This window comes from Agromyces lapidis (assembly GCF_009749405.1).
Taxonomy (GTDB): Bacteria; Actinomycetota; Actinomycetes; order Actinomycetales; family Microbacteriaceae; genus Agromyces; species Agromyces lapidis.
Genome location: NZ_WBIQ01000007.1, coordinates 124547 through 138465, shown reverse-complemented (window position 1 = coordinate 138465; position 13919 = coordinate 124547). Strand labels below are relative to the sequence as shown.

Sequence of the window (13919 nt, the reverse complement as noted above, 5' to 3'; positions counted from 1 at the left end):
CGTTACTCGGCGGACCGCAGCTCGTGCTCGTACGCGAAGACCACGAGCTGCACGCGGTCGCGCAGGCCGAGCTTCGCGAGGATCCGGCTCACGTGCGTCTTGACGGTCGCCTCGCTCAGATACTCGGAGGCGGCGATCTCGCTGTTCGAGAGCCCACGCGCGGCGAGGGCGAAGATCTCGCGCTCTCGCGGCGTCAACTCGGACCAGGCAGCCGGTGCGGGACGCCCCGCCGGCGCGGTCCCGACGTGCGCGAACAGCGCGCGCGTCGCCGAGGCGGCGATCACCTGGTTGCCCTGGTGCACCGTGCGGATCGCCGCGAGGAGGAACTCGGGATCGGCGTCCTTCAGCACGAACCCGCTCGCACCGGCGCGGATCGCGCGTGCGGCGTTCTCATCGAGGTCGAAGGTCGTCAGCACGAGCACCCGCGGGGCCGTCCGGCCGTCGCGGTCCGCGTCGGCGAGGATCCGCTCGGTCGCGGCGATGCCGTCGGCGAGCGGCATCCGCACATCCATCAGGATGACGTCGGGCCGCTCGGTCGCGGCGAGGGCGATCGCCGCGACGCCGTCGCCCGCCTCGCCCACCACGTCGAGGTCGGGCTGCGATTCGACGAGCATGCGCACGCCGGCGCGGAAGAGGGCTTGGTCGTCGACGAGGGCGACTCGGATGCTCATGCGGTCCTTCCGGGTTGGGCCGGGATTCGGGCGGTCAGGCGGAACAGGCCGTCGTCGCCGGCCGCGGCGTGCAGGCTGCCGCCGGTGAGCTGCGCGCGTTCGCGCATGCCGGGGATCCCGTGGCGGAACGCGTGCGAGTCGGGCGCTGAGGCATCCGGCCGTTGCGAATTGACGAGCCGGAGTTCGACGCCCATCTGATCCCAGGCGAGTTCGAGCACGACCGGTTTCGTCGTGTCGCCGTGGCGCAACGCGTTCGTGAGCCCCTCCTGCACGATGCGATATACCGCGATCTGGTGGCCTGTGCCGAGCTCGGGGCGCGCACCCGTCTCGGAGTACCGCACATCGAGCCCGGCCGCACGCACCTGTTCGAGCAGGGCGCCCAGATCGTCGAGCGCCGGCTGGGGCGATGCGCTCTCGTGGTGACGGAGCTCGGCGAGCAGCAGCCGCACGTCGCCGAGCGCGCCGCGCGCGACGCCGGCGATCGTGCCGAGCGCGTCGACGGCCGACTCGGGCCTGGTGCGGGCCGCGAAGCGCGCCCCGTCGGCCTGCGCGATCACGACCGCGAGCGAGTGGGCGACGACGTCGTGCATGTCGCGGGCGATGCGATTGCGCTCCTGCTCGACGACGTACCGGTACTGGGCGAGCTCGCGTTCGCGATTCGCGACCTCCTCGCGGCGCGCCACCTCGCGGTTGTCGCGCACGGCGCGGACGAGGAGGCCGGCCGTCCATGCGAGCACGAGCACCGCGATCGAGGCGACGAACAGCATGCCCGTGAGCACCAGCATGCCGATCGCGTCGCTGCCTCCGATCGCCGACGCCCCGCCGAGCAGCGGCTTCACGACGGCGAGGTACCCGGTCGCGAGGAGCGCCCCGACTCCCGCCGATCCGAGTCCCAGCCACTTCACGACCCGGCCGCCGTGCGCGGCGGTCGAGTAGAGCACCCCGAGCACGGCGACGTCGTAGAGCTGCAGGTCGCGCAGCAGCAGCATCTGCGTCAGCGCCGAGGCCCAGGCGACGGCGAGCGACCACCGCACGTCGAAGCGGCGGATCGCGAGGGCGGCCGTGAAGCCCGACAGGATCACGAGATCGGCGATGCCGCCGAGCAGTGCGAAGGGCAGGCACATGAGTGCGAACACGCCGGCGAGCACGATGTCGGTCGTGAGTTTCGCGCGGCTGATCCTGGTGGGCACCGATCCACCGTACGCGCTCGAACGGGCGGCGGTCGCAGTTCGCGCGCTGAATCATCCTCGAGTCGTACGAGCCGCCCGCCGCGGCGCCGGAGCGTTCAGGTCAGAACCCGAGACGGCCGAGCTGTTTCGGATCGCGCTGCCATTCCTTCGCGACCTTGATGTGCAGTGCGAGGTGCACCTTGCGCCCGAGCAGTCCCTCGATCTGCGCTCGCGCGGTCGTGCCGACCTCGCGCAGGCGCGCACCGCCCTTGCCGATGATGATGCCCTTCTGGCTGTCGCGCTCGACGTAGAGGTTCGCGTAGATCTCGAGGAGGTCCTTGTCCTCCCGTTCGACCATGTCGTCGACGACGACGGCGATCGAGTGCGGCAGTTCGTCGGAGACGCCCTCGAGGGCGGCCTCGCGGATGAACTCGGCGATGCGGTCCGACAGGTCTTCATCGGTGAGGGCGTCGGCGGGGTACAGCGGCTGCTCGGACTCGGGCAGGAGCGTCAGGAGTTCGGCGACGAGCACGTCGAGCTGCTCGCCGCGCGGCGCCGAGACGGGGATGATGGCCGCCCACTCGCGCAGCTCGGAGACCGCCAGCAGCTGCTCGGCGACCTTGGCCTTCGACGTCGCATCCGTCTTGGTGACGATCGCGACCTTCTTCGCGCGCGGGTACCGCTCGAGCTGCTCGTTGATGAAGCGATCGCCCGGGCCGATCGGCTCGTTCGCGGGCACGCAGAACGCGATCACGTCGACATCGCCGAGCGTCGACTGCACGAGCGTGTTGAGGCGTTCGCCGAGCAGGGTGCGCGGGCGGTGCAGTCCCGGGGTGTCGACGAGGATGATCTGGCCGTGCTCGCGGTGCACGATGCCGCGGATCGCCCGGCGCGTCGTCTGCGGCTTCGAACTGGTGATGGCGACCTTCTGGCCGACGAGCGCGTTCGTGAGCGTCGACTTGCCGACGTTCGGGCGCCCGACGAAGGACACGAATCCGGCACGGTAGTCAGTCACGATGGTTCCTCTCGACGGAGTCTCCCGCATCGAACGCGGTGCGCGCGTCGATGAGGGCCTGATCTGCCTCGACGAGAATCGTCGAGATGCGCTTGCGACGGCCTTCGGTGCGTTCGGCCTCGAGGCGCAGGCCCGAGACCATCGCGTGCTCGCCCGAGGCCGGCAGGCGCCCGAGCTCCTTCGCGAGCAGTCCCCCGGCGGAGTCGACGTCGTCGTCCTCGAGGTCGAGCCCGAACAGCTCGCCGAGCTCGTCGACCGGAAGGCGCGCATTGACGCGGTACCGCCCCTCGCCCAGGTCTTCGACCTGCGCGGCCTCGCGGTCGTACTCGTCGGAGATGTCGCCGACGAGCTCTTCGATGAGGTCTTCGAGGGTGACGAGCCCTGCGATGCCGCCGTACTCGTCGACGACCATCGCGAGATGGTTCGACTCGAGCTGCATCTGCCGCAGGAGCGCGTCGGCCTTCATCGAGTCGGGCACGAACACCGCCGGCCGCACCAGCTCGCCGACGGTGAGCGACTCGGCGTCGAGCGGCCGCTCGAACCCGAGCCGGGCGAGGTCGCGGAGGTAGAGGATGCCGGCGACGTCGTCGGCGTCGTGCCCGATCACCGGGATGCGCGAGTAGCCGGCCTTCAGGAACACGGCCATCGCGTTCGGCAGGTGCGCGGTCGCATCGATCGTCACCATGTCGGTGCGCGGCACCATGACCTCGCGCACCACGGTGTCGTTGAACTCGAAGATCGAGTGGATGAGTTCGCGGTCGCCCTCTTCGAGCACCTCGAACTCGGCGGCCTCGTCGACCATGCTGAGCAGCTGCTCCTCGCTCGAGACGCCGGCGAAGCGCAGGCTGCCGGGCGTGACCCGGTTGCCGAGCGAGACGAGCGCGACCGCGAGCGGTCCGATCAGCACGCGCAGGAAGTGCACGAGCGGGGCGGTCAGTCGCAGCACCATCGGCGCGTGCTCGCGTCCCACGCTCCGCGGGCTCGCACCGACGAGCACGAACGACGCCGCCGTCATGATGAGCGCGGCGCACAGCAGCACGAGCCAGATGTCGTCGATGAAGAAGGTGAACGCGAGCGTCACGAGCACCGCGGCGGTCGTCTCCGCGATGATGCGGACGAAGTTCACGGTGTTGACGTGGGCGCCGGTGTCGTCGGCGATCGCGAGGATCGACCGCCGCGCGCGGGCGCCGACGGCGAGTTCGGTCAGGTCGGCGCGCGAGCTCACGCCGACCGCCGCGTCGACGGCGGCCATGAGGCCGCCGAACGCGACGAGGAGGAAGGCGGCGCCGAGGAAGAGCCAGGGCAGCATGGTCAGCGGCGGCGCTCCTGCATCGCGAAGCCCACGAGGATGTCGCGCTGGAGGCCGAACATCTCTTTCTCTTCATCGGGCTCGGCGTGATCGAACCCGAGCAGGTGCAGGATCCCGTGCGTCGTGAGCAGGAGCAGTTCGTCGACGAGGCCGTGCCCAGCGGTGCGGGCCTGCGACTCGGCGACCTGCGGGCAGAGCACGATGTCGCCGAGAAGTCCGGGCGGGGTCGGCGCCTCCTCGGTGCCGGGCCGCAGCTCGTCCATCGGGAAGCTCAGCACGTCGGTCGGGCCGGGCTCGTCCATCCACTGCACGTGCAGCTGCTCCATGGCGCCCTCGTCGACGAGCACGATGGCGAGTTCGGCGTCGCGGTGCACGTGCATCGCGTCGAGCGCGTAGACCGCGAGTCGCTGGATCGCCGCCTCGTCGACCTCGATCGCGGATTCGTTGTTGATCTCGATGCTCAAGACGTGCCCCTTCTCGGCAGATGGTCGCGGGGACCCGCATGTCCGCGCCGCTCGGCGCGGTTCGCGAACTCGCGGGCCTCGGCGCGCTCGAAGCGCTGGGCCTGCTGCCGCTGGTCGAACTCGGTGTAGGCGTCGACGATGCGGCCGACGAGGGTGTGCCGCACGACGTCGTCGCTCGTGAGCCGGGCGAAGTGGATGTCGTCGATGCGATCGAGGATGCGGGTGACCAGGCGGAGTCCCGAGGCGCCGCCCGGCAGGTCGACCTGGGTGACGTCGCCGGTGACGACCATCTTCGAGCCGAACCCGAGCCGGGTGAGGAACATCTTCATCTGTTCGGGCGTCGTGTTCTGCGCCTCGTCGAGCACGACGAACGAGTCGTTGAGTGTGCGGCCGCGCATGTATGCGAGCGGCGCGACCTCGACCGTGCCCGAGGCGAGCAGCTTCGGCACGAGCTCGGGGTCCATCATCTCGTTGAGCGCGTCGTAGAGCGGACGCAGGTACGGGTCGATCTTGTCGGTCAGGGTGCCCGGCAGGAAGCCCAGCCGCTCACCCGCCTCGACGGCCGGCCGGGTCAGGATGATGCGGCTGACCTCCTTGCGCTGCAGCGCCTGCACGGCCTTCGCCATCGCGAGGTAGGTCTTGCCGGTGCCCGCGGGGCCGATGCCGAACACGATCGTGTGCTCGTCGATCGCGTCGACGTAGGCGCGCTGGCCCTCGGTCTTCGGCCGGATGGTCTTGCCCCGGCTCGAGACGATGACCTGGCCGAGCAGTTCTGACGGCTTCGCGTCGGGGTCGGCGTCGAGCATGCGAGCTGAGCTCCTCACTTCGGTCGGGGTCGGATCCTGGTCGTGGCGCACGAGCTCGAGCAGTTCTTCGATGAGCCGGCGCACGCGGCGCCGCTCGTCGACCTCGCCCCGGATCGAGATCTCGTTGCCGCGGACGTGCACCTCGACGCCCGGGTACTCGCGCTCGACGGTCGTGAGCAGTCGATCCTGCGGGCCGAGCAGGCGCACCATCGCCACGCCGTCGATGCGGAGGCGCTCCTCGTCGGCGCCCGCCTCGGGCGCGTCGCGATCGAACGATTCAGGCTCCGGCAAGCGTGCCCTCCTCGAGGCCGCCGGCGAGCACGTGCGCGTGCACGTGGAAGACGGTCTGGCCGGCGGATGCCCCGGTGTTGAACACGAGCCGGAACTCGCCGTCGCCGAGCTCGGCGGCGACGCCCTGCGCGACCGCGACGAGTTCGGCGAGCAGCGCGGGGTCGCCCGCGGCGAGGCCCACGATGTCGCGGTAGTCGGCCGTCTTCGTCGTGACGATCACGTGCACCGGCGCCTTCGGCGCGATGTCGTGGAAGGCGATGACCCGGTCGGTCTCTGCGACGATGCGGGCGGGGATCTCGCGCGCGACGATGCGTTCGAAGACGGTCGGTTCAGCGGGCGAGTCGGTCATCACCCCATCGTAGCGAGCGATCGGCTACCACCGCCCGAGCGCCGCGTTGAGCACGGCGATCGCCGCGGGCCCGGCCGTCGAGGTGCGCAGCACCGAGGCGCCGAGACGAACGGGCTCGGCGCCCGCCGAGGTGAGCTTCGCGAGCTCCTCCGGCGAGATGCCGCCCTCGGGCCCGACGACGAGCGCGAGGTCGCGACCGTCGGGGCGCAGCTCGGAGAGCGGCGTGGTCGCGGTCGGGTCGAGCAGCAGCATCCGAACGCCCTCGAGGCGCGCGGGAAGCTGCGCCGTCGTCGCGACCGGGGCGACCTCGGGCAGCCACGAACGGATCGACTGCTTGACGGCCTCGCGGACGATGCTTGCCCAGCGGGCGCGGCCCTTCTCGGCCTTCGGGCCCTCCCACCGGGAGACCGAGCGCGCCGCAGCCCACGGGACGACCGTGTCGACGCCGAGCTCGGTCGCGGCCTGGACGGCCAGTTCGTCGCGGTCGCCCTTCGCGAGCGCCTGCACGAGCGTGATCGAGACCTCGGGGCGCTCCTCGACGAGCACCTCGTCGGCGAGCAGGGTGAGCTCGCGCGACTCGGTGGCGACGACCTGGCCGCGCACGACGACGCCCCGGCCGTCGCCGATCGAGATGCGCTCGCCGGGTCGCACCCGGGCGACCGTGACCGCATGGCGAGCCTCGTCGCCCGTGAGCCGGAGCTCGGTACCGGGCGCGAGCGCCGCGAGATCGAGGGTCTCGTCGAGGTAGAGGCTGCTCATCGCAGGGCCGCTCAGCCGAGGAACCGGTCGCGCAGGCGCGCGAAGAGCCCCTGCTGGAAGTGGGTGAGCTCGGGTGCGGACGACTTCTTCGATGCGGCGAACTGCGAGATCAGGTCGCGCTCCTTCGACGAGAGCTTCGTCGGAGTGACCACCTGCACCCCGACCTTGAGGTCGCCGCGGCCGTTGCCCCGCAGGCGGGTCACGCCGCGGTCGCGCACGGTGACGACCTCGCCGCTCTGCACGCCGGCCTTGAGCTCGATCTCGACGTCGCCGTCGAGCGCGTGGATCGTGGCGGTGGTGCCGAGGATCGCATCGGTCATCGCGACCTCGAGGGTCGCAAGCAGGTCGTCGCCGTTGCGGCTGAACACGTCGTGGTTCTTGACCTTGATCTCGAGGTAGAGGTCGCCGTTCGGGCCGCCGGCGGGGCCGGCCTCGCCCGAGCCCGGCATCTGCAGTCGCACGCCCGTGTCGACGCCTGCGGGGATGTCGACGGGCACCGTGCGCCGCGCCCGCACGCGGCCCTGCCCCTGGCAGGAGACGCACGGCGTCGCGATGATCGTGCCGTAACCGCGGCAGGTGCCGCACGGGCTCGAGGTCATCACGTTGCCGAGGAGCGAGCGGACCTGGCGCTGGATCTGACCGCTGCCGCGGCAGATGTCGCAGGTGACCGGCGAGGTGCCCGGCTGGCAGCACGACCCCTGACAGGTCTCGCAGCGCACGGCCGTGTCGACCTCGATCTCGCGGTGCGTGCCGAAGATCACCTCGTCGAGGCCGACCTCGACGCGGATCAGCGCGTCCTGCCCGCGCTCACGCCGCGACCGCGGCCCACGACTCTGCTGCCCGGCGCCGAAGAAGGTCTCGAAGATGTCGCCGAAGCCCCCGAAGCCCTGACCGCCGAAGCCGCCCTGGTCGCCGAGGTCGTACTGCTGGCGCTGCTTCGGGTCGGAGAGCACGTCGTACGCGTGCGTCACCTCTTTGAACCGTTCGGATGCCTCGGCACCGGGGTTCACGTCGGGGTGGAGTTCGCGAGCCAGTCGGCGGTACGCCTTCTTGATCTCGTCGGGCGTCGCTTCGCGCGAGACGCCGAGGACCTCGTAGTGGTCGGCCACGGAGGGCTTGTCCTTTCGATTGCGGATGCCGGTCGTGAGACGGGCGGAAGGTCAGCTCTCGCCGAGCGTGCGGGAGAGGTAGCGGGCGACCGCGCGGACGGCGGCCATGCTGTTGGAGTAGTCCATGCGGGTGGGGCCGACGACTCCGAGGCGCGAGATGTCGCGCCCCGGGATCTCGAAGGCACTCGAGACGATCGAGGTCTCGCCGAGCCCGAAGGAGGCGTTCTCGCGCCCGATGCGCACAGCGACGGCGTGCTCGTCTCCGGACATCTCGCCGAAGAGCTTCAACAGCACGACCTGCTCTTCGATGGCCTCGATCACGCCGAGGATCGAGCCGGCGAAGTCCTGCTCGGTGCGCACGAGGTTCGCCGCGCCCGCGACGACGAGCCGATCGCTGCGCTGCACCCGCGCCTGCTCGGCGAGGGTCGCCGCGAGCGTGTGCAGCACCGCCGCGTGGCGCGGATCGACGGCGTCGATCTCGCCCGAGAGCAGCGCGGTGGCATCGGCCATGGTGGTGCCGGCGACCAGTTCGTTCAGACGCAGCCGGAGCTCGGCGAGCGTCGCCTCCTCGACCGGCTGCTCGAGCTCGGCGAGCCGCTGCTCGACCTGGCCCGAATCGGCGATGAGGATGCAGAGCACCCTGGTCGGCGAGAGCGAGACGAGCTCGACGTGACGCACCCGCGCGCTCGCGAAGCTCGGGTACTGCACGACGGCGAGCTGCCTCGTGAGCTGCGAGATGAGGCGCACGGTGCGGGCGAGAAGCTCGTCGAGGTCGCTCGACTCGCCGAGGAAGGTCTCGATGGCCTGCCGCTGCGCCGAGCTCAGCGGGCGCACCTCGGTCAGCTGGTCGACGAAGACGCGGTAGCCCTTGTCGGTCGGGATGCGGCCCGAGGAGGTGTGCGGCGCGGCGATCAGCTCTTCTTCTTCGAGCAGCGCCATGTCGTTGCGGATCGTGGCCGCGGAGACGCCGAACGCGTGCCGCTCGACGATCGTCTTCGACCCGACGGGTTCGCGCGACGCCACGTAGTCCTGCACGATCGCCCGAAGCACGGCGAGACTGCGTTCTGAGGCCATGCCCCGCTCCCTCCGACGACTTAGCACTCGATCTGTCTGACTGCTAATCATATCGCGACATCGGGCGACGAGGCTGTTGCCCCCGGCGGTTCGCAGCGCTACCGTATGGAGGTCCCGCGAGTCCTCTTCGGCCGCGAGCCCCCTCCCGCAACCCGAGACCACCGAAGCCCGAAAGGCGCGCAATGACCGAGCCCAATCCCCAGCAGCCCGATCCGAACAGCCAGCCCGCGGCTGCCGGACCCCTCACCCAGGAGCAGGACCTGCAGTGGGCCTCCTTCGCCCACCTCGGCGGCATCATCGGGTTCCTGCCCTCGCTCATCATCTGGCTCGTCTTCAAGGACCGCGGGCAGTTCACGAACACCGAGGCGAAGGAGGCGCTGAACTTCCAGATCACCGCCACGATCGCCTACGTCGCCATCCTCGTGGTGAACTCGGTCCTCACGGCGATCACCTTCGGCTTCTGGGCGCTGATCGGCTGGATCCTCCCGCTCGCCCTCTGGGTCGTCGTCATCGTCTTCTCGATCCAGGGCTTCGTCAAGGCGAAGGACGGCAATCACTACCGCTACCCCTTCGCGATCCGCCTCATCAAGTAGCAGCACCTTTTCGAGCGCGCCGTCGGGGCTCTTCCCGCGGCGCGCTCTGCTGTGCCAGCATGACGGTTGACGAAGTCTCGCCTTCGGGCGACCCGATCAAGGAGAACTCCATGTCCGACGCCACCCCGCCTCCCCCGCCGGCGAACCCCTACCAGCAGAGCCAGCCGCTGAGCCCCTCAGACGAGAAGCTCTGGGCGACGCTGATCCACATCGGTGGGGCGATCTTCAACTTCCTGCCGGCGCTCATCGGCTACCTCGTCCTGAAGGACAAGGGCCCCTTCATCCGCGGGCACTCCGCGACGGCGCTGAACTTCCAGCTGACGATCCTCATCGCGTACGTCGTGAGCGGCCTGCTGATGTTCGTGTTCATCGGCTTCCTGCTCTACCCGGCCGTGTGGGTGCTGAACATCGTGTTCTGCATCATCGCCGCGATCGCCGCGAACAAGGGCGAGCCGTACACGTACCCGCTCGCGATCAAGTTCGTGAGCTAACTCTCGAGCAACTGCCGAACGACCGCGTCGGCCAAGAGCCGCCCTCTCCTGGTGAGCGTCAGCACACCCGAGAGGGCGGCTTTCGCGTCGACGAGACCGTCGGCGATGAGCGCGGCGACCGCGTGCCGGCCCCCGGTCTGCAGCGTCGAGATCTCGAGCCCCTCGCGGATGCGAGCCCGGAGCAGCACCCGCTCGGTCTCGCGGGTCGGCCCGTCGAGCACCTCGCGGCCGACGGCGGGCGACACCCCTGCGGCGATGCGATCGGCGTACGCCGAGGGGTGCTTCGCATTCCACCAGCGCACGCCGCCGACATGGCTGTGCGCGCCAGGGCCGACACCCCACCAGTCGTCGCCCCGCCAGTAGCCGAGGTTGTGGCGCGAGCGCCGCTCGGGGCTCGACGCCCAGTTGCTCACCTCGTACCACTCGTACCCGGCGGCGGCGAGCTGCTCGTCGACGAGCTCGTACATGTCGGCCTCGAGGTCGTCGTCGGGGGTCGCCAGCTCGCCGCGGCGGATCTGCCGGGCGAGCTTCGTGCCGTCCTCGACGATGAGCGCGTAGGCGCTCAGATGGTCGGGGCGCTGCGCGATCGCGTGCTCGACGCTGCGACGCCAGTCGTCGAGCGACTCCCCCGGCGTGCCGTAGATGAGGTCGAGGCTGACGTCGAGGCCGGCGTCGCGCGCCCACCCGACGACGAGCGGCACGCGCTCGGGGTCGTGGGTGCGGTCGAGCGCGGCGAGCACATGCGGCACGGCCGACTGCATGCCGAACGAGACGCGGGTGAAGCCGCCGTCGGCGAGCCGGGCGAGGTCGTCGGGCCCGACCGAGTCGGGGTTCGCCTCGGTCGTGACCTCGGCGCCCGGCGCGAGCCCGAACTCGTCGCGAACCGCGCCGAGCATGGCGACGAGGTCGTCGGCGGGCAGCAGGGTCGGCGTCCCGCCGCCGAAGAAGACCGTCTGCGCCGGTCGAGCGGGCAGCCCGGATGCCTCGAGCACGCCACGTGACATCCGGATCTCGCCGATCGCCTGCCCGGCGTAGTCGCTCTGCTTCGCCCCGCGCAGTTCGTCGGAGGTGTACGTGTTGAAGTCGCAGTAGCCGCAGCGCACCCGGCAGAACGGCACGTGCACGTAGACGCCGAAGGCCCGGGAGTCGGCACCGAGTGCGACCGAGGCGGGCAGCAGGCCGTCGGCCGGTGCGGGGTCGCCGAGCGGCAGCGCGGCGCCCACGGCTACGCTCCGCTCGCGGGGTGGAGCGCCCGGAGCTCGTCGCGCGTGAGCTCGCGGCGTCGGCGGCGCCGCAAGGGGGCGAGCACGCTGCGCACGCCGCCCGCGGTGGCGAGGATGGATCGGATCGTCAGCCACACGGTGTCGTCGTCGCGGTGCTCGAGGATGAACGACTCCTCGCCCGTCTCGGCGCCATTCGAGGTCGTGCCGTACGCGAACCCGATGCGGTTCGGCTCGTCGATGACGTAGACCACGAGCACGGGGGTCTTCGCCGCACCGAAGCGGCGACGCCGCACGAGGGTCGCCGTCATGCCTGCGGCGATGTACGCGGTGCCGTCGGCGCCGAAGCGGTCTTCACTACGGGGCGCGGGCTGCTCGGTGAGCGGCGCGCCCTCGGGGTCGAACACGATGCCCGGGTACTGCGCGCCCGTGCCCGCCGAGACGTCGGCGACCGTGAAGCCGGCACCGCGCTGCACCCCCCACGTCATGAGCGCCTCGGCGGAGCGCTCGAAGCGCTCGCGGCCCGAGCCGAGCCGCACCGAGTCCTCGGCGGGGCGGAGCCCGGTCGGCGGGTAGCGGAGGAAGTCGGGATCGAGGGTCGCGCCGATCGCGCCGTAGGTGACGGACTGGTCGGTGAACGTGCTTCTGCGAGTCATGCCGAGCTCTACTTCTTCGCGTCCTTCTTCTCGACGTCGCCGCTCAGCGCCGCGATGAACGCCTCCTGCGGAACCTCGACACGGCCCACCATCTTCATGCGCTTCTTGCCCTCCTTCTGCTTCTCGAGGAGCTTGCGCTTGCGGCTGATGTCACCGCCGTAGCACTTGGCCAGAACGTCTTTTCGCATCGCGCGGATCGATTCACGGGCGATGATGCGGGCGCCGATCGCGGCCTGGATCGGCACCTCGAACTGCTGCCGCGGGATGAGTTCGCGCAGGCGACCCGTCATGAGCACGCCGTACGCGTAGGCCTTGTCGCGGTGCACGATCGCGCTGAACGCGTCGACCTGCTCGCCCTGCAGCAGGATGTCGACCTTCACGAGGTCGGCGGCCTGGTCGCCCGTGGGCTCGTAGTCGAGGCTCGCGTAGCCCGCGGTCTTCGACTTCAGCTGGTCGAAGAAGTCGAACACGATCTCGCCGAGCGGCATGTTGTAGCGGATCTCGACCCGGTCCTCGCCGAGGTACTCCATGCCGAGCAGCGTGCCGCGGCGCGACTGGCAGAGCTCCATGATGGTGCCCACGTAGTCCTTCGGGGCGAGGATCGCGGCCTTCACGACCGGCTCGCGCACCTCGGTGATCTTTGCGCCCGTCGGGAACTCGCTCGGGTTCGTCACCGTGACGGTCTTCTTGTCTTCGGTGGTGACCTCGTAGACGACGCTCGGCGCCGTCGCGATGAGGTCGAGACCGAACTCGCGCTGCAGGCGCTCGGTCACGATCTCGAGGTGGAGGAGTCCGAGGAAGCCGCATCGGAAGCCGAAGCCGAGCGCGACCGAGGTCTCGGGCTCGTACACGAGCGAGGCGTCGGAGAGCTTCAGCTTGTCGAGCGCCTCGCGGAGCTCGGGGTAGTCGCTGCCGTCGATCGGGTAGAGGCCCGAGAACACCATCGGCAGCGGCTCGGTGTAGCCCGCCAGCGCTTCGGTCGCGGGCTTCACGGCCGTGGTGACGGTGTCGCCGACCTTCGACTGGCGCACGTCCTTCACGCCGGTGATGAGATAGCCGACCTCGCCGACGCCGAGTCCCTTCGACGGCTGCGGCTCGGGCGCGCTCACGCCGATCTCGAGAATCTCGTGGGTCGCCCTCGTCGACATCATCTGGATGCGCTCGCGCGGCTTCAGCTGCCCGTCGATCATTCGCACGTAGGTGACGACGCCGCGGTAGCTGTCGTAGACGGAGTCGAAGATCATCGCGCGGGGCGGCGCGTCGGCATCACCGACCGGGGCCGGAATGCGCTCGACGACGCGGTCGAGGAGCTCTTCGACGCCGACGCCCGTCTTTCCCGAGACCTTGAGCACGTCGTCGGGCGAACCGCCGATGAGGTCGGCGAGCTCCTTCGCGTACTTCTCGGGGTCGGCGGCCGGCAGGTCGATCTTGTTCAGCACCGGGATGATCTCGAGGTCGTTCTCGAGGGCCAGGTAGAGGTTGGCGAGGGTCTGCGCCTCGATGCCCTGTGCGGCGTCGACGAGCAGGATCGCGCCCTCGCACGCGGCGAGCGAGCGCGAGACCTCGTAGGAGAAGTCGACGTGGCCGGGCGTGTCGATCATGTTGAGGGCGTACGCGCGGTCGCCCTGCTGCCACGGCATGCGCACAGCCTGGCTCTTGATCGTGATGCCGCGCTCGCGCTCGATGTCCATGCGATCGAGGTACTGGGCGCGCATGTCGCGGTCGCTGACGATGCCCGTGATCTGGAGCATGCGGTCGGCGAGCGTCGACTTGCCGTGGTCGATATGCGCGATGATGCAGAAATTGCGGATCGACGCAGGGTCGGTGGCGGCGGGCACCGGCGGGTTCACAGCTCTCGGAGACATCCCGACGATTCTCCCATGACTTCGCTTCAGACTTTCGACGGATGCCTCGCGGCAGGCCCCGAGGCTACGCTCGAAGCA

Annotated in this window: 15 protein-coding genes; 2 read left to right on the top strand and 13 right to left on the bottom strand. The window is 70.2% G+C overall.

All coding sequences use genetic code 11. From position 1 onward, the window contains the following. Nucleotides 1–2 precede the first annotated feature (2 nt). From GQQ93_RS11545 to hrcA, 10 genes are all read right to left on the bottom strand, one after another. Nucleotides 3–671: a response regulator gene (locus GQQ93_RS11545; protein ID WP_157424383.1), complete on the bottom strand. Its 669-nt coding sequence runs from the start codon at nt 669–671 to the stop codon at nt 3–5. Then, nucleotides 668–1861: a sensor histidine kinase gene (locus GQQ93_RS11540; RefSeq protein WP_246192295.1), complete on the bottom strand. Its 1194-nt coding sequence runs from the start codon at nt 1859–1861 to the stop codon at nt 668–670. The genes GQQ93_RS11545 and GQQ93_RS11540 overlap by 4 nt, the downstream gene beginning before the upstream one ends. 100 nt (nt 1862–1961) lie before the next feature. Continuing rightward, a complete protein-coding gene (gene era, locus GQQ93_RS11535; RefSeq protein ID WP_246192294.1) occupies nt 1962–2885 on the bottom strand; it encodes a GTPase Era in 924 nt (307 codons plus the stop codon). Beyond that, on the bottom strand, nt 2848–4164 hold the full coding sequence (locus tag GQQ93_RS11530) for a hemolysin family protein (protein ID WP_157424381.1): 1317 nt from the start codon (nt 4162–4164) through the stop codon (nt 2848–2850). The genes era and GQQ93_RS11530 overlap by 38 nt, the downstream gene beginning before the upstream one ends. 2 nt (nt 4165–4166) lie before the next feature. Then, the gene (gene ybeY, locus GQQ93_RS11525) at nt 4167–4628 is read right to left on the bottom strand and encodes an rRNA maturation RNase YbeY (protein ID WP_157424380.1); all 462 of its coding nucleotides are present in this window, start codon (nt 4626–4628) and stop codon (nt 4167–4169) included. Then, nucleotides 4625–5644, bottom strand: a complete 1020-nt coding sequence (locus tag GQQ93_RS11520; protein ID WP_157424608.1) for a PhoH family protein — start codon at nt 5642–5644, stop codon at nt 4625–4627. Before GQQ93_RS11520 ends, ybeY begins: the two co-directional genes overlap by 4 nt. A gap of 67 nt (nt 5645–5711) precedes the next feature. Then, nucleotides 5712–6074 (bottom strand): HIT domain-containing protein, encoded by a 363-nt coding sequence (locus GQQ93_RS11515; RefSeq protein WP_157424379.1) that lies wholly within the window; start codon nt 6072–6074, stop codon nt 5712–5714. Between the two features lie 24 nt (nt 6075–6098). Next, nucleotides 6099–6833, bottom strand: a complete 735-nt coding sequence (locus GQQ93_RS11510) for a 16S rRNA (uracil(1498)-N(3))-methyltransferase (protein WP_157424378.1) — start codon at nt 6831–6833, stop codon at nt 6099–6101. Nucleotides 6834–6844: 11 nt separating this feature from the next. Next, the gene (gene dnaJ / locus GQQ93_RS11505) at nt 6845–7942 is read right to left on the bottom strand and encodes a molecular chaperone DnaJ (RefSeq protein ID WP_157424377.1); all 1098 of its coding nucleotides are present in this window, start codon (nt 7940–7942) and stop codon (nt 6845–6847) included. Nucleotides 7943–7993: 51 nt separating this feature from the next. Continuing rightward, the gene (gene hrcA / locus GQQ93_RS11500; RefSeq protein ID WP_157424376.1) at nt 7994–9016 is read right to left on the bottom strand and encodes a heat-inducible transcriptional repressor HrcA; all 1023 of its coding nucleotides are present in this window, start codon (nt 9014–9016) and stop codon (nt 7994–7996) included. Nucleotides 9017–9198: 182 nt separating this feature from the next. Here hrcA and GQQ93_RS11495 point away from each other — a divergent pair, with 182 nt between their 5' ends. Both GQQ93_RS11495 and GQQ93_RS11490 read left to right on the top strand, forming a co-directional pair. Continuing rightward, nucleotides 9199–9609: a DUF4870 domain-containing protein gene (locus tag GQQ93_RS11495; RefSeq protein ID WP_157424375.1), complete on the top strand. Its 411-nt coding sequence runs from the start codon at nt 9199–9201 to the stop codon at nt 9607–9609. 110 nt (nt 9610–9719) lie between these two features. Then, on the top strand, nt 9720–10100 hold the full coding sequence (locus GQQ93_RS11490) for a DUF4870 domain-containing protein (protein ID WP_157424374.1): 381 nt from the start codon (nt 9720–9722) through the stop codon (nt 10098–10100). On the opposite strand, the gene hemW is transcribed toward GQQ93_RS11490, so the two are convergent. From hemW to lepA, 3 genes are read right to left on the bottom strand one after another with little or no spacing between them, the layout of a single operon-like run. Then, nucleotides 10097–11323 (bottom strand): radical SAM family heme chaperone HemW, encoded by a 1227-nt coding sequence (hemW, locus tag GQQ93_RS11485; RefSeq protein WP_157424373.1) that lies wholly within the window; start codon nt 11321–11323, stop codon nt 10097–10099. The two genes, GQQ93_RS11490 and hemW, sit on opposite strands and share 4 nt — an antisense overlap. 2 nt (nt 11324–11325) lie before the next feature. Continuing rightward, nucleotides 11326–11976, bottom strand: coding sequence for a DUF1990 domain-containing protein (locus GQQ93_RS11480; protein WP_157424372.1), 651 nt, complete (start codon nt 11974–11976; stop codon nt 11326–11328). Nucleotides 11977–11984: 8 nt separating this feature from the next. Next, complete coding sequence (gene lepA, locus GQQ93_RS11475; protein WP_157424371.1) at nt 11985–13841, bottom strand: translation elongation factor 4; 1857 nt, start codon at nt 13839–13841, stop codon at nt 11985–11987. Between the last annotated feature and the right edge of the window lie 78 nt (nt 13842–13919).